Source organism: Actinokineospora spheciospongiae, assembly GCF_000564855.1.
Lineage (GTDB): Bacteria > Actinomycetota > Actinomycetes > Mycobacteriales > Pseudonocardiaceae > Actinokineospora > Actinokineospora spheciospongiae.
Genome location: NZ_AYXG01000081.1, coordinates 75,965 through 98,037, shown reverse-complemented (window position 1 = coordinate 98,037; position 22,073 = coordinate 75,965). Strand labels below are relative to the sequence as shown.

Here is a 22,073-nt window from a genome sequence, read left to right as displayed (position 1 = left end):
TCGATCACCCCTCGCCGACCAATTGCGGGACACCCCTCAGCAGCTCTTGCCGACGTTGTTCTCGTACTCGTACGCGCACCTCGGCAGGGCGTTGTCGTCACCCACGTTGTCCACGGTCAGGATGCCCACCGGCCGGGTCGCGCCGGTCGCGGAGGTGGTGAAGTCGATGGTGCCGGTGGCGCCCTGGTAGTCCTTGAACCCGCGCATCTCGTGCGCGATGGCGCCCCGGTTGGGCGAGTACGGCGGCTGGGTGGTCGACGGGACGTCGAGCGGGTCCGGTACGCGGCGGCGCTGTTGGTTGAGTTCGACGGCGTGGACGAACAGGCCCGCCGCGTCGTAGGCCAGGCCGACGCGTTCGCCCGGCCACGGCCTGCCGGAGCGCTTGTCCTCGGGCAGCTTGCGGTAGCCCTCGCAGAACGCGGTCAGCGCCTGGTCGTCCGCTTCGCCCGTTCCACCCGGGCGGCACTTGCCCTCGGCGAGCACGACCCTCGGGGCCAGGGACACGAAGGAGGCGGGTCGGCCCGCGAGGTTGATGTCCTGGCGCACGCTCTGCTGGGCCATGAACCGGGACACGGTGTCGTCACCGACGACGATCGGCTGTTCCTGGCCCGGTTTGCCGCAGGTGGTGACGACCTTGATCAGGAAGTTGCGGAAGTCGTTCTCCCGCCCGGCGTAGAACAGCATGGTGTCCGCGCCGCAGGCGGGCACGATCTCGCCGACCTGGTCGCCCCAACTGCTCGGCGTGGAGAAGATCCCCCGCTCCCGCAACGCGTTCGCGCTCTCCTCGACCAGGGTGCGCAGGTAGTTGTCGCTCAGGTCCGGGTGGTACACCATGACCCGGCGGACGCCCAGGGTCGCGGCGTACCCGGCGACGGCGCGGGCCTGCGTGCCGTTGGGGGGCACGAGCTGGAAGTACAGCGGTGACAGCGACGGCAGGACCGTGCCGGTCAGCGTGGTGGCCACGACCGGCACGCCGTGGTCGCCCAGTGCCCCCAGCGCGCTCTCGGTGGCGTCGGTGGTGAGGCCCAGGTTGACCACGCCGAGCACCGACGGGTCGTCGTCGATCATCGGCAGCAGCAGGTCGTCGACCACCCTGCGGGCGGTGCGCATCCCCTCGCCGCCGTTGGCGACCACGATCCGCAGCAGCGGGCGGTCGTAGTTCTCCACGTTCAGCGCCCGCTGCTGGATGTGCAGCCCCTCCAGTTCCTCGGCGATGGACGCGTCGGTGCCGGGGGACTCCTCCGCGTGCGTCAGGTCGCCGAAGTAGACCAGGCTGACCAGCGGCCTGCCGCTCACCTCGTGCAGGTCCTCGGCGACCCGGTTGGAGGCGAAGACGTCGCGCTGGGCCCGTTTCAGCCGCTCGTCGGTGCCGAAGACCTGGCTGGCGTCGTCGCTGTAGCCGACGCACTCGTCCAGGTCGTCCATCCAGCGCACCGCGACCCCGTCGCCGATCGACAGCGGCAGGCAGTCGTTGCGGTAGCGCTGGGCGGCGGGCAGGCCGACGGTGCTCACCAGCGCGGCCACCACCAGCGCGAAGGTCAGCACCAGCGCCCACGGCCGGGCCAGCACGGGCGGCCTGGGCGACTGGTGGCCGTCCCAGGTCCGCCAGGCCGCGTCGTCGGCGTCGCTGGGGCCGTCGCCGCCGGGGTCGGGGATGGACAGGAACAGGAAGCGGGCGTCGGCGCTGAGCTTCTGCCTGCCCACCGGGAGCCCGTTCTCCCACGCCTCCAGCGCGGCCCCGGCCTCCTGCGCGCGCCACGGCGCCTCACCCGGGCGCAGGTCGTCCGGTTTGCGCTGGGCGGTCGCGACCACCAGCAGCGGGTCGTGCTCGGTGGACTCGTTGCGCACGTCGTTGATCAGGCGCAGCAGCTTCCAGCCGCCGTTGCCCTGGGTGAGGCCGTCCAGCAGCACCACGACGTAGGAGGTGTGCCGCCACCGGCGCGGTCGCAGCCGCCTCGGCCGGAACTCGGCGCGCAGGTCCTGCAGGAACGCGTGCACCAGCAGCTTCTCGACCTGGGTGGCGCTCTCCCGGCCGCGCCGGTCGTCGGCGAGCCGGTCGGCGAAGTCGACGAACCGGGTGGAGTGGCCGGGCATCATGAACGGCTGCCGCATCAGCCACCGGGGCTCGCCGAAGGTCCGCCACAGGCCGAACCGGGCCAGTCGCAGCAGGTCCGGCACCAGCGTCAGCAGCCGCAGCCAGATCGAGTCGCCCCCGGTCTCGGGGGACAGCGCCGCCGGTCTGCCCTTGGTGTGCCACTCGCGCAGGGCCTGCACCGTCGGGAACGTCTCGTCGCGCTGCACCGCCTTGCCCGCCGAGCGCCGCGTCAGCCAGTCGACGAGGTGGTAGTGGCGGAAGCGGGCCCGCCGCGTGGAACCGTAGACCGGCAGGCGCAGGCCCTGGCGCAGTTGCTCGAGCAGCGGCAGCACCGGCTGCCGGTCGCCCGGCTCGTCCGGTTGCTCCGAGCCCTTCTCCGCGACCACCCTCGCGAACGGCGGTTTCCGGGTTCGACCGGACATGCCCTCGGCCAGCCCGTCGAGCACGTCCGCGCCGGACGGGCCGACCAGGCACACCAGCGGCAGCGGCCGGTCGCCGCGCAGGTCGCTGTTCTTCGGCCCCAGCCACCTGGGGCGCTCCACCAGGCCGATGAGCAGCCCGACCAGGTTCGACAGCCCCCGAAACCGTCGGCGGGCGGGTACCCGGGGCGCCGCGTCCGTCGTCATCCGGACATTATGTGGCACCGCGCCCGCCAGGATGAGGCTTTGACAACTTGTGTCCAGCCCGCGCGGCGTGGTGCCTCAGACCCGGTTGCCGGAGCTGTCGACGACCACGGTGTCGACGCCCGCCGCCAGGAAGGGCGCCAGGGCGTCCGGGTCGGCGGTGACGCCGTCCGCGCCGAGGAAGGCGCGGTCGAAGGTCATCCGGTCCAGGGCTGCCTCGGTCAGCGGCCCCACGAAGCCCTGCGACACGTGCCGCGGGGTGCCGCCGAGGCACTGCACGTGGATCTGCTCGACGTCGGCGAGGGCCTGCAACGCGGTGAGGCCCGTGGTGGCGACCGTCAGCGGGGAGGTGGTGCGCAGCTCCAGCGCCAGGGCGCCGGTGGTGGAGCCCGCGTCGAGCACCACGTTCTCCCCGGGGCGGACCTGGGCGGCGGCCCAGCGGGCGATGGCCTGCATCTGCGCGTAGGCGTCGCCGATGCGCTGGCGCAGGGTGGTCTCCGGGTGCGGGTCCAGCGCGATCGCCCCGCCGTAGGTGCGCGCCAGCCTGCCGTCGGCGGTGAGCTGGGCCAGGTCGCGGCGGATGGTCGACGCGGTCACCGCGAACTCGGCGGCCAGTTCCTCCACCGACGTCAGTGCGCCGGTCGACGCCAGGCGCACGATCTGCTCCCGGCGCCACCGCGACCCCTGGCGCTGGCCATCGCTCGACACGGTCGGTCCCCTCAGCTCGTCGCCGCCGGGCTCGGCGACATCCGCGCCGCCTGGCGCAGTGCCTCGATCATGCTCCGCACGTCAACCTCGCCGGTGCCCGCGATGTCGAAGGCGGTGCCGTGGTCGACCGACGTGCGGATCACCGGCAGGCCCACGGTGATGTTGACCCCGGCCTCGATGCCCAGGACCTTCACCGGCCCGTGCCCCTGGTCGTGGTACATGGCCACGACCAGGTCGTAGTCACCGCGACCGGCGACGAAGAACGCGGTGTCGGCGGGCAGCGGGCCGTGCACGTCGATGCCGTCGGCGCGCAGCACCTCCAGCGCGGGGACGATCTTCTCCTCCTCGCCGTACCCGAACAGCCCGTTCTCCCCGGCGTGCGGGTTGATGCCGCAGACGCCGATGCGCGGCTCGTCCACCCCGGCTCGGCGCAGCGCCTCGTGCCCGCGGCGCACCGTGCGCTCCACCAGGCCCGGCTCGATCCGACGGATGGCGTCGAGCAGGCCGATGTGGGTGGTCACGTGGATGACCCGCACCTTCGGCGTGCTCAGCATCATCGACACCTCGTCGACGCCGCAGAAGTGCGCCAGCAGCTCGGTGTGCCCGGGGTAGCGGTGGCTCGCGGCGTGCAGGGCCTCCTTGTTCAGCGGCGCGGTGCAGATGCCCTGGACCTCCCCGGCCAGCGCCAGCTCGGCGGCCACCCGGACGTACTCGTAGGCGGCGTGCCCGGCCACGGCCGACAGCTCGCCCCACGGCAGGTCGGCGGGCAGCAGCCCGACGTCGAGGACGTTGATCCGACCCGGGGTGAACTCGGCGTCGGCGACCCGCTCGACCACGACGAGGTCGGGCTCCAGGCCCAGCACCCCCGCCGCCGCGCGCAGCCGGGCCGCGTCGCCGATCACGACCGGGCGGCAGTCCGGCCGCGGCTCGACCAGCGCGCCGACGACGACCTCGGGGCCGACCCCGGCGCCGTCGCCCATGGTCGCGGCGATCAGCGGGGTGGTGGAGCTGCTCATGGGTGGCGTGCCTTCCGTCGGGTGGGCGCCGCCGCGCAGCGCGGCGGCGATCTCGATCAGCGATCCCGGGCCGCCGAAGCTGCCCGGGCGGGTGACGACGTGCCTGCCGCCGTCCGCGCGGCTGCGCACCGCGCCGTGGTGCACGGAGTCGAGCGGGGTCAGGGTGCGGACCCCGAGCGCGTCGAGCACCCGGCGGGCCGTCTCCCCGCCGGTCAGCGCCAGTGGTGGGTCCGACGACCCGGGCGACGAGCCGCGCGAGCGCGGCGGACACCAGTCGGGCCTGCTCGGGCCGCACGGGAGCGTCCCGGGCGGGTCGCAGCACGACCGGCCCCGCCTCCAGCGCCGCCGCGACGGCGCGGGCTGCTTCGGGGTCGTCGGCGAGCAGCACCGTGACCGGCACCGCGCACTCGGTGACCCCGGTGGCGACCAGCGCCCGCACCTGCGCGTCGGCGGTCGCCTCCGCGGTGCCCACCACGACGAGCGGGTGGACGTCGGTGGTGGGGTGGCTGTCGGTGCGCGTTCCGCGCAGCAGGGTGCGGCCGAGGGCGGCGGCGAGGCCGCCGGAGCCCGCGAGGGCCACCCGCGGTGGTGCGGCGGCCACGACGGCGTCCAGGTCGGCGTCGGTTTCCGCGTCGCAGACGGGGATCTTCGCCGCGTCGAGGACGAGTACCTGGAGTTCGCCCGCGCCACCGGCCTGTCCACAATGGTCTACAACCCGCTCGGCGGCGGCCTGCTCACCGGCAGGCACACCTTCACCGAGGACACCACCACCGGCCGCTTCGGCGACTCCCGCCTCGCGGCGATGTACCGCGAGCGCTACTGGAACGCCGACCTGTTCGCCGCCGTCGAGCGGCTGACCGCGATCGCCGCCGGGGCGGGCATCCCCCTCACCGAACTGGCGCTGCGGTGGCTCGCGGGCTCCCCCGACGTGCACGCGCTGCTGCTCGGCGGCTCGAAGGTCGAACACCTGCGCCAGAACGTCGAGGCCGCGGCCCGGGGTCCGCTGCCCGATGATGTGCTGACCGCCTGCGCGGAGGTCGGCGCGGCCCTGCGCGGCCCGATGCCCGCCCACAACCGCTGACCCCGCCCGGCCTGGCCGACATCGCCGAGATCTGCGCCACCCCCGGCCTCGACGGCGTCTACGTCGGCCCGTCCGACCTCCGCATCGCCGTGGGCGGCGCCTTCCCCGGCGACCCGGCCGTGGCCGAGCAGTTCGAGGCGGCCCTGACGACCATCCGCGAAACCGCCGCGAACACGGGCATCGCGGCGGGCATCCACACCTCCGCTGGCGAGGACGCCGCCCGCCGCCTGGGTGACGGTTACACCTTCGCCACGGTCGCCTCCGACCTCACCCACCTGGAGCAGATCGTGGCCGCCCACCTGGCGGCAGCCCGCGCCTGACGCCGGGCGCGGCCCCCGGTCCCGGTGGAACCCGAGGACGGGTGCGGTCCCGACGGGCCCGGTGGCGGTGCCGCCTCGACATACCTCCGTCAGTACGCTTGGCTGGGACGTCGGAGGCCCCTCGGGTTGTGGTGTCCGGGCCGAACCGCCACCGCCCACGGAGGTCCGCGACATGGTGCCTGCCAGTTCCGATGACGTGTGGAGAGCGGCGCGGCAGGGGTTCGGTCGGGTCCTCAGGTCGCTGCGCGTCGAGGCGAACCTGAAGCAGGGCTCGGTTTCCGCGGCGATCTCCGCCTCCGATTCCGCCTTGTCGGACCTGGAACGCGGTGTGGGAGCCCGGCCGCCCAGGAGGGACGTGGTGCGGCACTACGTCGACCACTGCCTCGGTGCCATCGCGGCCGACGAGGCCGTCCTGCGGGAACGGCGCAGGGCGGTGTGGGCCGCGTTCGCGCAGCTCGAGGCACTCCACGAGCAGCTCGGTGACATCGCGGGACCCGAGCACGCACCACCGGGGGGAGCGCCGAGCACGCTCCGACGGGACGTGCACGCCTTCACCGGCCGGGTGGACGAGTTGGCCCTGCTCGTCGAGACCGCCGAGCAGGTGGACACCGCCTCGCACCGCGTCATCGCCGTGCACGCGGTCGACGGGATGCCCGGGGTCGGCAAGACCGCCTTCGCGGTCCACGCCGCGCACCTGCTCGCCGACCGGTTTCCCGACGGGCAGGTGTTCCTCGACCTGCACGGCCACAGCCCCGGTCGAGCGCCGGTCGACCCGCGCGACGCGCTGGCTTCGCTGCTGGCCGCCCTCGGGGTCAACCCGCTCGACCTGCCCGAGGGTGTCGAGGCGCGGGCCGAACTCTGGCGCAAGGTCCTCAGCGGGAAGAGGGTTCTGCTGGTCCTCGACAACGTGGCGGACCACGCGCAGGTGGAGGCGCTGCTGCCGGGTGAGGGGCGCTGCCTGGTGCTGGTGACCAGCAGGCGCAGGCTCGTCGAGCTGGACGTGGTGTCGATCGACCTGGCCCCCCTCAGCGCCGACGAGGCGGAGCGGATGTTCCAGGACCTGGCCGCGCGCCCGGTGTCGGAACCGCGGGCGCTGGGGGAGCTCGTGCGGCTGTGCGGTCGGCTGCCGCTCGCCCTCGCGATCCTGGCGGCCCGCTTCCGGAACCGGAAAGCGCTGAGCGTCGCCCGGCTGGTCGAGGAACTCACCGACGCCGGGAATCGGCTGCCCGCCCTCCGGTCGGGGGACCGCGCGGTCGCCGCGGCGTTCGACCTGTCGTACCGCGACCTGCCACCCCGGCGGCAGCGGTTCTTCCGCCTGCTCGGCCTGCACCCCGGCGAGGGCATCGAGCGCTTCGCGGCCGCGGCGGTGTGCGGGATCGACCCCGACGAAGCCGAGGCCCATCTCGACGCCCTCCACCACGAGCACCTGGTGGACGAGATCCTCCTCGGCAGGTTCCGGATGCACGACCTCATCGCCGAGTACGCCCGCGCGCTGGTCGGACTCGACGATCCGGACCCCACCGCGGCGGCGCTGGCCTCTCTGCTCGACTTCTACGAGCAGGCGGCGGGCATCGCGGGCGACCTGCTGGCGCGCGGTTCGCGCGATGACGAGACCGACACCGGGGCCGCGAGCCGACTCCCCCGGTTCGCTGATGCCGCCCAGGCCATGGACTGGACCGACGAGGAGCGGGCGAACCTGCTGATCTGCCTGGACTGGGCGGAGGAACCGGAGCGGGTCGTCGGCTTCGCACTCGCTCTCGCGCCGTACCTGAGGCGCACCGGCCCCTGGGACCTGGTGCTGCGGGTGCACCACCGCGCGGTCGGGGCAGCGCGTGCGCTCGGTGTCCCCGAGGTGGAGGGGCGCACACTGCTCGAACTCGGCAAGACGGAGTTCTACGCCGACAACTACGAGCGGGCGCAGGTCGTGCTGCGCGGCGCGGTCAAGATCTTCACCGAGCTCGGCGACCACAGCCGGGTGGCGCGTGCGCTGATGAGCCTGGGGCAGACCTGGATGCAGACCGGGGACTACTCCGACGCCGAGGAGGCGTACTCGCAGGCGCTCGCAGCGCACGAGCAGGCTGGGGACGTTCGTGGGGTCGCCGCCGTCCTGGTGGAACTCGGCACGCTGCACTACTACCAGGACGAGTACGCGGAAGCGGTCGACACCAACAACCGGGCACTGCGGATCTACGAGGAGCTCGGCGATCACCCGGGTCAGGCGACCGCGCTCAAGGGCCTCACCCACGCTTTCCTGTTCAGCGACGACTACGAGCGCGCCCACGACGCGGCGACGAAGGCCCAGCTTCTCTTCCGAGACCTGCGCATGCGCTTGGGGGAGGCGCAGGTGCTGTCGCTGTTGGGCAGCATCGACGTCGCCCGTGGCCGCTTCGCCGAGGCTCGCGACAGCCTCGAGGCCGCCGTGCGGGCCTACGACGGGCTGGGCGACCGCGCGGGTGTCGCCATGGCCATGATCGAGCTGGGGATCGCCCTGCGCCACCTGGGTGAGTTCCCGCGGGCCGAGGAAACCCTGCGCGCGGCGCTGGCGCTGTACGAAGAGCTCGGCGAGCCCGCGGGGAAGGCCGCGGTGCGCAGGGAACTCGCCGAACTGCTGACGGCCTCGGGCAAGCTGCCGGGTGCGCTGGCGCTCCTCGACGAGGCGGAGGCGCTCTACCAGAAGCTCGACGACCGGTACGGCAAGGCCGCGACGTCCAGCGCGTACGGTGCCTGGCACCTGGCCTCGGGTGATCCGGGTGCCGCGCGGAGCAGGTACGCCGAGGCGCTGCGCTTGGCCAGGGACATCGCGGGACCGGCGGAGGAGGCATCGGCGCTGGCGGGAATGGCCCGCGTTGCCAGGGCGCTGGGCGAGCACGAGGCGGCGGACCGGGCCTTCCGGGAGGCCGTGGCGATCCACCGGCGCATCGGCTCGGGCAAGGCCGCTGGACTCGCCGCTGAGGCGGGGCTGGAATGACGGGGGTGCCCACCGGGCCCGTGCCGGGTGGGTGGCGCGCGAGGATCACCTCCACCCTCGTACGCGTGGAGGGGGTTGCCAGGTGGACGACACGACCGGCGGGGACCCGTGGCGGGCGCGACTGGCCGAGTTCGGTGCCCGGCTGCGGGACCTGCGCAAGCGGGCAGGCCTGACGCTGGAGTCCCTGGCCCCGGACATCGCGAGCAGCAAGAGCACGCTCTCGACGCTCGAACGCGGTGGGGGCGCGGTGGTGCCCGACCGTGGGCTCGTCGAGTCGTACGTGCGGCGTTGCCTCGCGGCGTGGGACGTGGACGAGGTCATCCGGGCGGCCACCGGAGAGGACCTGCTCTCCCACCACGATCAGCTGGTCGCACTGCACGACCGCGTCCGCCCGGAGCCGCGCCGAGCGCGCGCCGGGGGCGGGGAACCGGGTGGCCGGGCTCGTGTCGAGCGGGTGGTGCTGCAGGGTGCGGTGCTCATCGAGCGCCCGGCGGGTGACGCGGCGCTCGACTTCAGCCGTTCGCCGTTCGACGTCGAACGCGTGCCCGGCCCGGTGCCCGCCCTGTCCGTGGAACAGGCCAGGGCCAGGCCGTCGCGGCTGCTGCAACCCAGGTTCGCCGTCGTCCCGTTCACCGGTCGAGACGCCGAACAGGTGGCGTTGGGGAGGTGGTTGGCGGAACCCGAGCACACATCGGTCCGCCTGCTGCACGCCGCGGGCGGGCAGGGCAAGACCCGGTTGGCGGACCGGGTGGCCGCCGAACACCGCGGCGGGCAGTGGGCGGTGTGGCAGGTCCGGCACAGCCCGGCGGCGGTGGACTCCGGGAACGACCCGGAAGCCACCGAGGGCGCTGTCCCCCTGGCCCCGGGGGCGGACGTGCTGGCCGTGGTCGACTACGCCGACCGGTGGCCCTCCGACGACCTGATCACGTTGGTGCGCACCCTGCAGCAGTTGGCCCGCCGTCGGGGCACCCGAGCCAGGGTGCTCCTGCTGGGCCGGACGGCGAAGAACTGGTGGCCCGCCGTGGTCGGGCGACTCGACACCGCGTACGGCCTCGACGCCACCGGGCAGTGGCCGCTGGCCTCCCTCACGGAAGAGCCCGCCGCCCGGCTGTCGATGTTCCGCCTGGCCGCAGGCCACTTCGCCGCGCAGCTCGGGGTCGACGCCGATCCGGCCGAGGTGCCGCTGCCGGTCGACCTGGACCGCGACGGGTACGCCCAGGTCCTGGCGGTGCAGATGGCGGCCTTGGCCGCGGTCGACGCGCGGCACCGCGACGTCGCGGTGCCACTGGACCTGGTGTCCGTGGCCGACTACCTGCTGTGCCGCGAGTACGCCACCTGGGACGCGTTGTACTCCGCCCGCGGTGGCTTCACCCGCCCGCCGGTGATGAGCAGGCTCGCCTACGTCGCGACCCTGGCTGGTGCGTTGCCGCGCCCGCACGCCCGCCTGGCGCTGCGCCGCACCGACCTGGCCGACTCGGCGAGCACGGCGGACCACCTCATCGACGATCACCTCGCGTGCTACCCGTCCGCCGATCCGCGCACGGTGTTCGAACCCCTGCACCCGGACCGGCTCGGCGAGGACCTCGTCGCGCTCACCACCCCCGGTCACCCCCACGCACAGCTCAACTGGCAGGTCGACGACTGGGCCACGGCCGCCACCACCGCGGGCGCGGGCACCCGCGTCGTGTCCGCGGCGGAGGCGCTGACCACCGACCTGCTCCCGGACCCGGCGATGGCGCGGAGTTGGGCCCCCGCCGCGTTGACGGTCCTCGCCGAGGCCGCGCACCGCTACCCGCACCTCTCGACCGGCTTGCTCAACCCGCTCCTGCTGGCCAACCCGCACCTGCTCCTCGTCGCGGGGGGCGCCGCGGCGACGCGGCTGACCGACCTGCCCGACCTCGATCCCGCCGTGCTCGAAGCCGTCGAACCGGTGCTCCCGCAGACCCGCGACGTGACCACGGACGTGGCCGCGGCGGCGGTCGCTCGGCGACTGGCCGAGCACCGCTTGGCGACGGAGGCGGACCCGGTCCGGCGCGCCGCGGTGCACGGCGACCTCGCGATGCGGTTGGACCGGGCCGGGCAGTACGAGGAGGCCTTGGCCAACGCCGCGCTCGCCGTCGGGGAGGCTCGCCGGGCCACCGCGCGGGACCCGGTCCACCGCCGACGACTCGCGTCGTGGTTGAACACCCTGAGCCTGCAGTCGGCGAGGGCGGGCAGGCGGAGCGAGGCGTTGGCGCACGCGCGCGAGGCGGTCGACCTCCGCCGGGCGCTCGGGCCCGGAACCACCGAACCGGATCTGCCCGGTCTGGCCAACGCGCTGAACAGCCTGGCCAAAGCCCTCGCCGAACTCGGGTCGCACGCCGAGGCGCTCCAGTACGCGGAGGAGGCCGCCGATGTGCTCCGGGCGCTGGTGACCGCGGGCGCGCCCACCGCCCGGGAGGCTCTCGCGCAGGTGCTGCACAACATCGCCGCCTCCCGATCGGACCTCGGTGCGGACGACGAGGCGCTCGTCGCCGCGGCGGAGTCGGTGGGCATCTACCGCGAACTGGCCGCGGCCGATCCGGCTGCCCACCTGCCGGATCTGGCTGACGCGCTGCAGAACCTGCCCGCGTACCTGAGCTCCGACCCGGGGCGGGCACGCGATGCGCTCGCCGCGGCCGAGGAGTCCGTCCGGCTCTACCGCGAATTGGTCGAAACCAATTCCGCTCCGTTCCTGGCCCAGCTCGCGGGGGCGCTGCACAACCTCTCCGTCACCTGCTCGGCACTCGGGGAGCGGCGGGAGGCGGCGGGGTACGCCGACGAGGCGGTCACGACCTACCGGGACTTGGCCGAGACCGACCCCGACGCCCACCAACCCGACCTGGCGCTGACGCTGCACCACCAGGCCAAGACGCTGGCGGACAACGGGCAACGGGATCTCGCGGTGGACGTGGCCGCGGAGGCTGTGACCCACTACCGGCACCTCGCCGCCATCGACCCCCGACCGTTCGAGCCCAACCTCGCGATGGCTCTCTACAACCAGGCGTCGTTCCTGTCCGAGGCGGGCAGACCGCAGGAGGCGGTGGCTCCGGCGGAGGAGTCCGTGACCCGCTACCGCGGGGTGGAAGAGGTCGAGGGCGACCTCCACGCGGCGAACACCGCCGACGCGCTGCACAACCTCGCGTTCATCCTGGGTGAGGTCGGCCGTGCGGACGAAGCGCTGGCCCGTGCTGAGGAGGCCTGGTCGCGCTTGCGGCTGCTGTCCGAGGAGGACGACTCGTACGCGGCGCACACGGCGGTGTCGTGCGGCACGGTGGGCCGACTGCTGGCGGGGCTGGGCCGTCACGGGGAGGCCGTCGAGCTGGGTGGGCTGGCGGTGGCGGGGTTGCGCGCCGCAACAGCCGAGGAACCCGGTTGGGAACCGTACCTCTCCGGCGCGCTGACCACGCTGGCCCTGGGGTTGTCCGGGCTCGGTCGTGCCACCGAGGCGCGGACAGCCGCGCGGGAAGCGGTGGACATCGTGCGGCGGGTCGGGCGCGAGGCACCGGAACTGGTGACCGACCACATGCTCGTGGCCGAGCGGGTGCTGGCCGACCTCACCGGATGAACCTTCGTCACGTGCGAGGGCCGCGCACCGCGGAAGCCAACTAAGCTGGGGGGTTCTGAGCAGGAGGTGTGCCGTGGACCGGTCGGGTCTCCGCGTGGTCAACGAGCTGTCGCACCCGGTCGGCGGATCGGTGCTCCAGGCCGGTTCCGTGCACGGGGGCATCCACGTGCACCAACGGCAGTCCGCGCCGGTCGTGGTCCCGCGTCAACTCCCTGCGGCCCCGGCGCACTTCACCGGCAGGGGTGACGAGGTGCGGGAGCTGTCGACCGCGCTCGCGGACGATTCCCACCGGGGTGGACCCGCCCTGGCAGTCGTTACCGGCTTCGGTGGTGTGGGCAAGACCGCGTTGGCGCTGCACTGGTTGCTCGGCGAGTCGGACCGGTTCCCCGACGGGCAGTTGTACGTGGACCTGTCGGCGCACGGCCCGCTCGGCGCCACCGCGCCCGTCGACGTGCTCGGTGGGTTGTTGCGCGGCTTGGGTGTGCCGACCGCGGACCTCCCACCCGGCATCGAGCAGCGGTCGGCGCTCTACCGCTCGCTGACCGCGGTCAAGGCGCTCGTGGTGCTGCTCGACGACGCCGCTTCCACCGCGCAGGTCCGGCCGCTGCTGCCCGCCTCCCGGCACAGCGCGGTGCTGGTGACGAGCAGGCGCAGGCTCGGCGGCCTGGTCGCCGACGGGGCCCGGGTGGTCCAGCTCGGAGCCTTGGCGCCGGACGCGGCGGTGGAGCTGCTGCGGCGCGCCGTCCGCCCGGAGCGGGTGGCGGCTGAGCCGGAGTCCGCGCGGGAGGTCGCCGTGCTCTGCGGTGGCGTACCGATCGCCCTGCACGTCGTCGCGGCCCGCTTGGCCAGCAGACCGCACTCGCGGTTCGCGAACCTGGCGGTCGAACTCGGGGACGAGCGCCGTCGCCTGGGGGCGCTCGCCGCCGAAGACGACCTCCTCTCGGTCGCGGCGTGCTTCGACCTGTCCTACCGCTGGCTCCCCCCGGCGGCGGCGAGGCTCTACAGGTTGCTCGGGCTCTACCCCGGCACCGAGTTCGACCGCGACGTGGTCGCGGCCCTCACCGGTTCGCCGGACGCGGACGGGCTCCTCGACGCACTGGTCGACGCGAACGTGGTGTCCGACCTGCCGTACGACCGCTACCGATTCCACGACCTGCTGCGCCTGCACGCCCGGCGGTGCGCGGAGCGGGACGAGGTGGAGTCGGAGAGGTCCCGCGCCCTGCGGTCGGTGGTGTCCCGGTTCCTCGACCGGGCCGTGGCAGCCGATCGCGTGGTCACCCCGTTGCGACCGCACCTCGGTGAGCGGTACGGCGCACCCGGTGCGGCGCGGTTCGACACCCCCGCCTCCGCCCTGGACTGGCTCGAGCGGGAGGTGCCGAACCTGGTGGCGTGCGCGGAGGCCGCGTTCGCCCGGGGGTGGGACGACCTGGTCTGGCAACTCCACGAAGCGCTCTGGGGGTTGTTCCTGCACCGCGGCCACCACGGGGAGTGGGAGAGGACGGGCACCCTCGCGATCGAGTCCGCGACTCGGTGCGGCAACCGCGCCGCCGAGGTGCGGAGCCTCCTGCAGACCGCCGCCGTCCGCACGCGCACCGGCGCCTTGGACGAGGCCGTGGCGCTGTACCGCAGGGCCTTCGACCTGGCCGGTTCGACGGGCGACTGGCAGGGGCAGGCGACGGCGTTGGAGGGGCTCGGGAGTTCCGCGCACCGCGGTGGTCGGACGTCGGAGGCGGTGGATCTCTACCGCCGCTCCCTGGCCCTCAGCGAAGAGCACGGTCAGCAACGCGGCGTCGCGCTGCTGCTGTGCTACCTGGGGTACGCCTTGGTCGACCAGGGTGAGCACAGCGCCGCCATCGACCACTTCCGGCGATCGGCGCGGATCGCGGCGACCCTGGCTGATCGCCACTGCCACGCCCAAGCCCTCGTCGGGCTCGGTGCCGCACACGCCGCGCAGGGTGCTGTCGGGAAGGCCGTGGTCGAGATGGAGGAGGGGCTGGCGTCGCTCCCGGCCGCCGAGTCGCTCGTGCTGCGGGTCCACGTCCTGGAGAAGCTGGCCGAGGTCAAGGTCGGCGCAGGCGACCTCTCCGGTGCCAGGGAGCACTGGCAGGAGGCGCTGGAGTCCTACACCGCGTTGGGCGACCCGAAGGCCGAGCACATCCGCGCCCGGCTGGACGCCCTGGATGACGAACCCCCGGCGCACCGGGCCGGGTGAGCGTCCGCGAACGCGGCTTCGCGTCCGACGGCCGCCCACCCGCCCGGCGGTCCCGGTCACCTGATCGGCCTCGGCCTCGGCGCAGGGGAGACGGGTACGCCGTGGGTCGGCTCGGACAGCCCCATGAGCCCGTAGAAGGTGCGCCGCAGGATGCCCAGCGCCGCACCGGGACGGGTGGTGATCAGTCCGACCACCTCGGGGTCGGGCTCGTTCGCCCGCACGGCCGGCGCCCGCTCGACCTGCGCCTGCAGCGAGCGGTCGAGCCGCAGCGGGGATGCGACGCGGGACACGACGTCCGCCGTGCTGCCCGGTCGCACGTCGACCAGCGAACCGGTGTTCATCAAGGTCGGCACCCCGATGGCCGCCGCGTACTGGAGCACCGAGCCGTGGTCGCCGACCACGACATCAGCGGCAGCGAGCGCTGCCCGCCACCCCTCCTCCGGCGGCAGCACCACCAACCCCCGAGCTCGTGCCGCCGCCAACCAGGCCAGCACCTGTCGGCGGCCGTACCCGCGCCAGATGAACGGGTGCAGCACGGCCACCACCAGGTAGTCCTCAGTGGGCAGTGCCTCGACCAGCCGGGAGAACACCAGCGGGTCGTTGCCGAACAGCGAGTGCTCCGACCAGGACGTCGTGGCCACCACCACGCGCTGACCCGGTCGAGCGCCGAGCGCGTTCCGGTAGGCGCCGCGGTACGGCACCCCCGCGAGGATGCGGTCGAACGACGGGTCGCCCGCGACGATCGACCGCGGGATCGCCTCCGGGCAAGAGCGCGCCAGCGCGACCACCTCGTCGTCGGTCGCCAGTGCCAGCGCGGCCGGGATGACCCGGTCACCGCGCATCAGCTCTCCCGGGTGCAGGCCGTGCCCGCCGGAGCCGCCGTCGTGCCCGACCCGGGACCGCAGGCTCCCCGCGCCGTGGGGCATCAGGACCACCGGCCCGTCCAGTTCCGCGATCCCCCAGTTGCAGGCGGCGATCACCAGGTCGAAGCGCGTCCGCACCGCCTGGGTCCAGGGGATGACCAGACCACCGAGTGCGCGCACGCGCTCCTCGACCCCGTACCACCGGTACCCGGTGTCGGGAACGCCCAGCACCACCTGGACGCGGAAGTCGCTCTCCAGCGCGGGGATGACGTCCAGGATGCGGTTCACGGCCTGGTCGTGGGGACAGGGGGCGAAGACCCTCTTGATGCCCGGGCGGGACAGCCACAGCTCAGCCACGGGATCGCCCGTCGTGATCACGCGCCTGTGCTCGGTCGTTTGATCGGTACGGGTGGGGATGTCGGGTGTCGACAACTCGATGCTCCTCCGGTCGGGCTGCGCGAACCGGCTGGGAGCCGCCGCAGCGTGAACGGGAACATCGTGCGGCGGTATGACCCCTCCACCTCGGAACTCCGGAATCCCGGTGCTGAGGAGCGCATCGTGCCTGGTGGGGGCGTTGAGTGTCGTTTCCGGAGCCGGAATTCCGGACCCACCCGCACCCTGCTCGTGCCGGTCCGCGCCCTCCCGCCCCTGACCTAGGACCGCTTGCGGGGCTTCCCGCGCTTGCCCGCCTGGTTGCCGCCGCGGTGCTTCGCCGTGCCGGTGGGTTTGGGCTTGGCGGGCTTGCGGGGGGTGCTGTCCGGGCGCTTGGGTTCCGGTGGTGTCGGCGTGCGGCCCCGGGTGCTGTTGCCGGTGCGGCCGCGGATGATGCCGATGAACTCCTCCACCGCGTCGGTCGTCTCGTCCTCCGGCCAGGACAGGGCGACCCGGGATTCCGGGGCGTCGGTCAGGGGGCGGTAGGTGAGGTCCTTGCGGTGGTGCAGCCGGGCCAGGGATTGGGGGACTACGAGCAGGCCCACGCCCGCCGCGACCAGTTCGATCGCGTCCCCGGTGGTGGCCGGGCGCTCGAAGGCTTCCTCGCCCGGGGGGCGGTCCCAGTCGAGGGTGTCGTCCAGGGGGTGCAGGACGACGCTGTCGGTCAGGTCCTCGGTGGACGCCTCGTCCGTTGCGGCCAGGAGGTGGTCCTTGGGGAACACCACGACCGTCGTCTCCGTGTAGAGGGGGATGGCGTGCAGGCCGGTGCGGTCGATCGGCAGCCGCAGCAGGGCCGCGTCGGCGGCGCGGTCGCGGATCAGGGCCTCGGCGTCGGCGGCGGGGACCTGGACGAGGGTGAGCGGCGCCTCGGGGAAGCGGTCGTTCCAGGTCCGCACCCACTTGCCCGGGATCACGCCCGGGACGTAGCCGAGCCGGAACGGGGGCGCTGTCACCCGGCCAGATTACCGGGCGTGATCGGGGGTGCCGCACACGCCCGATACCCTGGACCCATGACGTCGCCCAAGACCCCCCAGACCATGAAGCCCGCGACCGCGGCGAAGAAGCTGGGCGTCTACCTCGAAGCCACCCCCGAGCAGTTCCAGGAGGGGGTCGTCTCGCGCGACGAGCTGAACGCCCTGCAGGCCGACCCGCCGGAGTGGCTGCGCGACCTGCGCCGCGACGGCCCGCACCCGCGGCCGGTCATCGCGGCGAAGCTGGGGATCTCGATCGGTGGTCTTGCCCGTGGTGGCGTCACCGACCCGTTGACCACCGAGCAGGTTGAGGCGTTGAAGGCCGAGGGGCCGGAGTGGTTGGCGCAGGAGCGGGCTGTCCAGGCCGAGGTCCGGAAGGAAACCGCGCGGTTGAAGGCGGAGAAGGCCGAGAAGGCGGCGGAGGCCGCGAAGCCGGTCAAGCGCAAGGGTCAGCCGCACCGCCCGCGCTGACGGGACCGACCACACAGCACACACGTCCGCCGTGCGGGGTTGCCCCGCACGGCGGACGTGTGTCGTACCCGCCTCACTGTCCGATGCGGATCTCCTTGGCGGTGCTGGGGACGCCGTCGGCGTCGAGGGCGAACAGCAGGTAGCTGCCCGGCAGGGCGACGCCGGGGTCGGTGGGGATGGTGATCTGGTGCGAGGTGGGGCTCAGGGGGATCGGGGTGAGGGGGATGCGGCGCTGGTCGGTGTCCACGGTGTGGGTGGTCGAGCCGACGCGCATCAGGGCGAAGCCGGTGACCGCGCGGTCGGTGCCGATGGTGACTGCGGCGCCGTTGGCGGCGGTGGTGGGGGCTGAGGTGATGGTGGGGCGGGGTTTGGGGGTGCCGTCGGGGTTGAGGAGGTAGGGCGGGGTGAGGATCTGGCCGTCGGGGTGGTTGGTGGCGCAGGTGCCGCACAGGCCGCCGCCACCGGAGAACACCCGGCCGTCGGGGAGGAGGTTGGCGACGCTGTGGTACGTCCTCGGCACGGCCATCGGGGCCAGGCGGGTGAAGGTGCCCGTGACCGGGTTCCACAGTTCCGGGGTCAGCACCGCCGTCTGGTCGCTGAACGGGACCGGGTAGGCCTGGCCGCCGATCACGACCACCGTGCCGTTGGGGAGCACCACGCTGTTGGCGAACGCCCGTGGGTACGCCATGTCGCCGACCCGTTGCACGACGGGTGAACCGGTGGTGATGTCCACTGTGTACGCGCGGGCGGTGGCATCGGCGTTCTGGTAGGCGGGGGCGCCGCCCACCGTGAGGATCTTGCCGACGTCGTACATGACCGCGTTGCCGTTCATCGCGTCCGCGCTGTCGCCGCGCAGGCCCGCGTCGGTGACCGAGCCCGTGCCGGTTGTGGAGACCCAGTTCATCCGCCTGCTCGGGCCCGCGTGGAAGACCCGGCCGCCACCGACGGCGAACAGCCAGGTGTGGTTGTCCGCGCGGTAGACGCCCTGCGGGTCGACGGTGAGGAACGGTTCCGGGCGGACGCCGGACAGGGTGCGCCACGAGTTGCCTGCGGGGGAGTAGACCTCGCCCACCTTGCCGCCCTCGCCGCCGCTCCACGAGCCGCCGACGGTGAACGCCTCGCCGGTCGACAGGGTGGTCTGCGACTGGTAGCCGCGGGCGGTGTTCAGTTCGCCGGAGGCCGACCAGGTGTCGGTGGTCGGGTTGTAGATGCTGGCCTTCTTGGCGTCGCTGCCGCCCGCGACCAGGACTCGGCCGTCGGCGAGCATGGAGATGCCGGGGCAGAACATGTCGTGGCCGGTGTTGTCGATGCGGCGCTGGGTGACCTGGCCGGTGGTCAGGTCCATGATCGCGGTCTGGGTGTAGCCGTTGCTGCCGCCGAAGTTGTCCGCCGCGTAGGCCGACCAGGTCAGCAGCTTGTTGTTCGGCAGCAGCGCCGAGGCCACCGGCACGATCGGGAAGCCGACCGTCGCACCCCACAGCCCGGTCACGCTGGCGTCCGGGGCGGCGGAGGCGGCGAGGACGTCGATTTCGGCGGCCGAAGACCACGGGCCGCGGTTGCCCGCCTCGGTGAGAGCGGTCAGCCGGACGTAGCGGGCCTGCGCCTCCGGGAAGCGGACCGTCCGCACCGCGGAGCCGTCCGGCCACGTGCCCGTGGCCACCGGGGCGCCGAAGGTGACGCCGTCGGCGCTCAGTTCGATCCGGTACTGCCCGATGTTGCCGTTGCCGCTGTCCCCGCGCGGTCGCACCTGGAGACCGGCCACGGTCTGCGGCGCGCGCATGTCCAGGGTGATCCAGTGCGGCAGCGGGGCCGCCGTGCCGGACCACCGGGAGTGCCAGATCGTGGCGTCGCTGCCGTCGAGGACGTTGGCGGCGCGGCCGTCCTCGGCGGCGGTCTCCTGGTCGGAGGCGGTCGCCACCCAGCCGTCGCGGTTCAGCGGGCCGACCGCGATCGGCTGCGCGGGTGGGCCGTAGGCGTGGAACTCCGCTGCGGCGGCCACGGTCTGCGTCGTGCTCACCCGCACGTAGCGGGCGGTCGGCGTCCCGGTCAGGGCGATCGCCTTGGGGGTGGCGTCGGTGGCCCAGGTGCCGGTGGCCGCGGCCGGGCCGAACGTGGTGCCGTCGGTGCTGACCGCAACCGAGAACGCGCCGAGCCGCCCCTCCGCCGAGTCGCCGCGCGGGGTGACCACCACCGACGACAGCGGTTGCTCGCGCTGGAGGTCGACGGTGAACGACAGGCCGCTGCCGGTCGTGCGCCAGTGGGTGGCCGGGTCGTTATCCACCAGCGCGGCGGAAGTCGCCGTCCACCCGGCCCGGGACAGCGGCAGTTGCGTGCCCGGGAGCGGGCCGAGCAGGTTGATCTCGGCCGCCGAGGTCCACGGGCCGCGGTTGCCCGCCTCGGTCAGCGCGGTCAGCCGCACGTACCGGGCGGTGGCCACCTGGGAGAACCGCGCGTCCTGCACGGCGGCGGTGTCCGGCCAGGCCCCGGAGGACACGTCGGTGAACGCGGTGCCGTCGGTGCTCACCGCCACCCGGTATTCGCCGATCCGCCCGTTCGCCCCGCTCGCCCGCGGCCGGTAGAGCAGGCCGCCCACCGCCGTGGGCTGCTTGAGGTCGAGGGTGATGCTGTGCGGCAGCGGGGTGATGACCGCGTACCGGGAGTGCCAGTGGGTGGCGGCGTTGCCGTCGAGCACGTTCGCGGCGGCGCCGTTCTCGCGCAGGGTCTCCTGGTCGCTCGCGGCGGCGGTCCAGCCGGTGCGGGCCAGGGGGGTCATGGGGACCGGGGCGCCGGGGTCGCCGAGCAGGTCGACCTCGGCCGCGGCGACGCGCGGGGCGCGGTTGCCCGCCTCGGTGAGCGCGGTGAGCCGGACGAACCTGGTGCCGGTGACGGCGAAGCTGAACGCCTTGGCGGTCGCGTCGTCGGCCGCCGTGCCCGCCGCCACGGGGGCGCCCCAGGTGGTGCCGTCGAGGCTGAGGCGGATCTCGTACTGGCCCAGGACGCCGGTCCCGCCGGTGGTGCGAGGGGCGTAGACGAGGCCGGACACGGGTTGGGTGCGGCGCGTGTCGATGGTGATCGACTGGGGTAAGGGACCTGCTGCGGCGGTTTCCCACACCGTGGCGGGGTTGCCGTCGAGCACGGCGGCGGCGGTTCCGGTGGTGGCGGTGGCCGTCCAGCCGGTCCGGGGGAGTTTGGTCGCTGTCGGCACCAGGGCGGCCGCGGTGGCCACCACGTGGCGTTCATTGTGATCCTGGTCACTATGCGGCTGGTCGAACAGGAACGGGGTCACCAGAACACCCGCCAGAACCGCTGTGAGGAACCGGATCGATCTGATCGGTCGTACCCGTTGGGCCACCCGGTCACCCCTTGGCTCGGCTGTTCGATCGGCGGCTCCCTACGAGCGCCGACCGGGCATCGTCCGGTCCGGTTCGGGTGTTTCACGCAGGTGACGGGTACCGGCGCGTCAGGGGGTGATTCGTGACCGAAGAGGGGTGTTCCTGATGTGCGGGGAAATCGTCAATCGGTTCAGCGGAGGTGGTCGCGCAGCCAGTTCTCGGTGATGGTGAGGCGGGCCTGGTTTCCGAGGCTGCCGGTGGCGCCGGTGTCATAGGCGTGGTTGGCGAACGGCAGCCGCACCAGGGTTACGTCGATGCCCGCTTCCCGGGCCCGGTCGGCGAAGGCGCGCACGCCGTTGGGCGGGACGACCGAGTCGTCGTCGGGGGAGATGACGAGGGTGGGTGGCGCGGTCGGGGGGAGGAGCGTGGTCCCGGTGATGGCGCGGTAGTGGTCGGGGACCTCGGCGGGGGTGCCGCCGGTGTAGGCGCGGCCGAGGAAGCGGGTGTCGAGCTTCGGGTCGTCGCCGATGGAGAAGCCGTTGTCGTAGGCGCCCACCGGGTCGACGGCGGGGTATTGCACGGCGAGCGCGGCGACCCGGGGCACGGTGCCGCCGCAGGAGGACCGCGCGGAGCCCTCGGCGGCCTGGTAGGCCAGGGTGGTGGCGAGCTGCCCGCCCGCGGAGTCGCCCAGCAGGGCGATCCGGGCCGGGTCGCCGCCCCAGGCGGGAGCGCGTTCGGCCGCCCAGATCAGCGCGCACGCCAACTGCGGGCCCGCGATGTCCCAGGTGTGCACGGTTTCGGAGGCCAGCGTGTACTCCACGCTCACCACCAACCAGCCCCGGTCGGCGAACCAGCGCATGTCGCGATCCCGGTCCAATTCGGACCCTTCGACCCAGCCGCCGCCGTGGGCGTAGACCATCAGCGGGGCATTCGCGGTGGCCGGGCGGTAGACCGCGGCGTGCAGGTCCTGGCCCGACGCGGTCCGGCTGTACACCGGGTGCTCGTCGGGTCCGTCGCCGAACGGTGACGTGGGGACCAGCGCGCGGAACGGGTTGATCGTCGCCCCGGCACCCGCCGCAGCGATCCAGAAGCCCACGACGATGACCAGCGCCATCGCCGTGCCGACGCCCCCGGCGGCGCCGAGCACCGTCCCGGTGCGCCGGAACCGCCTGCGCACCAGCAGCGCCCCGCCGACCGCCAGCAGTCCGATGAGCACCGAAGGCGCGGCCGTCGTCGCCGCGACCGCGGTCCCGGCGGCGCCGAGGAGGCCGAGCCCGGGCAGCAGCGCGCCCACCCCGAGCAGCACCAGCACGAGCGCGATCCACCCCACCACGACGGCCCCCACCACCGCGAACACCCTCGACCCGACGCCGTCCGCCCGTGTCCGCGCCACCA

Annotated in this window: 13 protein-coding genes; 6 read left to right on the top strand and 7 right to left on the bottom strand. The window is 73.7% G+C overall.

Going from position 1 to position 22,073, the window contains the following annotated elements:
* Window positions 1-36: 36 nt before the first annotated feature.
* The 3 genes from UO65_RS11605 to pdxA all read right to left on the bottom strand — a co-directional run bounded on the left by UO65_RS11605 (window position 37) and on the right by pdxA (window position 4,631).
* Window positions 37-2,721, bottom strand: coding sequence for a type 1 periplasmic-binding domain-containing protein (locus UO65_RS11605; protein WP_052021042.1), 2,685 nt, complete (start codon window positions 2,719-2,721; stop codon window positions 37-39).
* Window positions 2,722-2,796: 75 nt separating this feature from the next.
* Window positions 2,797-3,426 carry a DeoR/GlpR family DNA-binding transcription regulator gene (locus tag UO65_RS11600; RefSeq protein WP_035281586.1) on the bottom strand — a complete coding sequence of 210 codons (630 nt, stop codon included), beginning with the start codon at window positions 3,424-3,426 and terminating at the stop codon, window positions 2,797-2,799.
* A gap of 11 nt (window positions 3,427-3,437) precedes the next feature.
* A complete protein-coding gene (gene pdxA / locus UO65_RS37365) occupies window positions 3,438-4,631 on the bottom strand; it encodes a 4-hydroxythreonine-4-phosphate dehydrogenase PdxA (RefSeq protein ID WP_052021041.1) in 1,194 nt (397 codons plus the stop codon).
* Here pdxA and UO65_RS37360 point away from each other — a divergent pair.
* The 5 genes from UO65_RS37360 to UO65_RS11570 all read left to right on the top strand — a co-directional run bounded on the left by UO65_RS37360 (window position 4,606) and on the right by UO65_RS11570 (window position 14,609).
* Complete coding sequence (locus tag UO65_RS37360) at window positions 4,606-5,523, top strand: aldo/keto reductase (protein WP_233427539.1); 918 nt, start codon at window positions 4,606-4,608, stop codon at window positions 5,521-5,523. The two genes, pdxA and UO65_RS37360, sit on opposite strands and share 26 nt — an antisense overlap.
* Window positions 5,469-5,843, top strand: a complete 375-nt coding sequence (locus tag UO65_RS11585; RefSeq protein WP_084175474.1) for an aldolase/citrate lyase family protein — start codon at window positions 5,469-5,471, stop codon at window positions 5,841-5,843. The genes UO65_RS37360 and UO65_RS11585 overlap by 55 nt, the downstream gene beginning before the upstream one ends.
* Window positions 5,844-6,015: 172 nt before the next feature.
* On the top strand, window positions 6,016-8,811 hold the full coding sequence (locus tag UO65_RS33220) for an ATP-binding protein (protein WP_152552062.1): 2,796 nt from the start codon (window positions 6,016-6,018) through the stop codon (window positions 8,809-8,811).
* An 82-nt stretch (window positions 8,812-8,893) separates the two neighbouring features.
* Window positions 8,894-12,397, top strand: coding sequence for a tetratricopeptide repeat protein (locus tag UO65_RS11575; protein WP_052021039.1), 3,504 nt, complete (start codon window positions 8,894-8,896; stop codon window positions 12,395-12,397).
* A gap of 73 nt (window positions 12,398-12,470) precedes the next feature.
* A complete protein-coding gene (locus UO65_RS11570; RefSeq protein ID WP_052021038.1) occupies window positions 12,471-14,609 on the top strand; it encodes a tetratricopeptide repeat protein in 2,139 nt (712 codons plus the stop codon).
* A gap of 56 nt (window positions 14,610-14,665) precedes the next feature.
* Here UO65_RS11570 and UO65_RS11565 read toward each other — a convergent pair whose 3' ends face one another.
* Window positions 14,666-15,829: a hypothetical protein gene (locus tag UO65_RS11565; protein WP_152552061.1), complete on the bottom strand. Its 1,164-nt coding sequence runs from the start codon at window positions 15,827-15,829 to the stop codon at window positions 14,666-14,668.
* Between the two features lie 296 nt (window positions 15,830-16,125).
* Entirely contained in the window at window positions 16,126-16,857 is a 732-nt protein-coding gene (locus UO65_RS11560; protein ID WP_035281584.1) for a LysR family substrate-binding domain-containing protein, read from the bottom strand.
* 57 nt (window positions 16,858-16,914) lie between these two features.
* Here UO65_RS11560 and UO65_RS11555 point away from each other — a divergent pair, with 57 nt between their 5' ends.
* On the top strand, window positions 16,915-17,346 hold the full coding sequence (locus UO65_RS11555; protein WP_035281582.1) for a DUF5997 family protein: 432 nt from the start codon (window positions 16,915-16,917) through the stop codon (window positions 17,344-17,346).
* Window positions 17,347-17,419: 73 nt separating this feature from the next.
* On the opposite strand, the gene UO65_RS11550 is transcribed toward UO65_RS11555, so the two are convergent.
* Together UO65_RS11550 and UO65_RS11545 are read right to left on the bottom strand one after the other, a co-directional pair.
* The gene (locus UO65_RS11550) at window positions 17,420-20,632 is read right to left on the bottom strand and encodes a discoidin domain-containing protein (protein ID WP_200873361.1); all 3,213 of its coding nucleotides are present in this window, start codon (window positions 20,630-20,632) and stop codon (window positions 17,420-17,422) included.
* 236 nt (window positions 20,633-20,868) lie between these two features.
* Window positions 20,869-22,071 carry an alpha/beta hydrolase gene (locus UO65_RS11545; protein WP_152552060.1) on the bottom strand — a complete coding sequence of 401 codons (1,203 nt, stop codon included), beginning with the start codon at window positions 22,069-22,071 and terminating at the stop codon, window positions 20,869-20,871.
* Window positions 22,072-22,073: the final 2 nt, after the last annotated feature.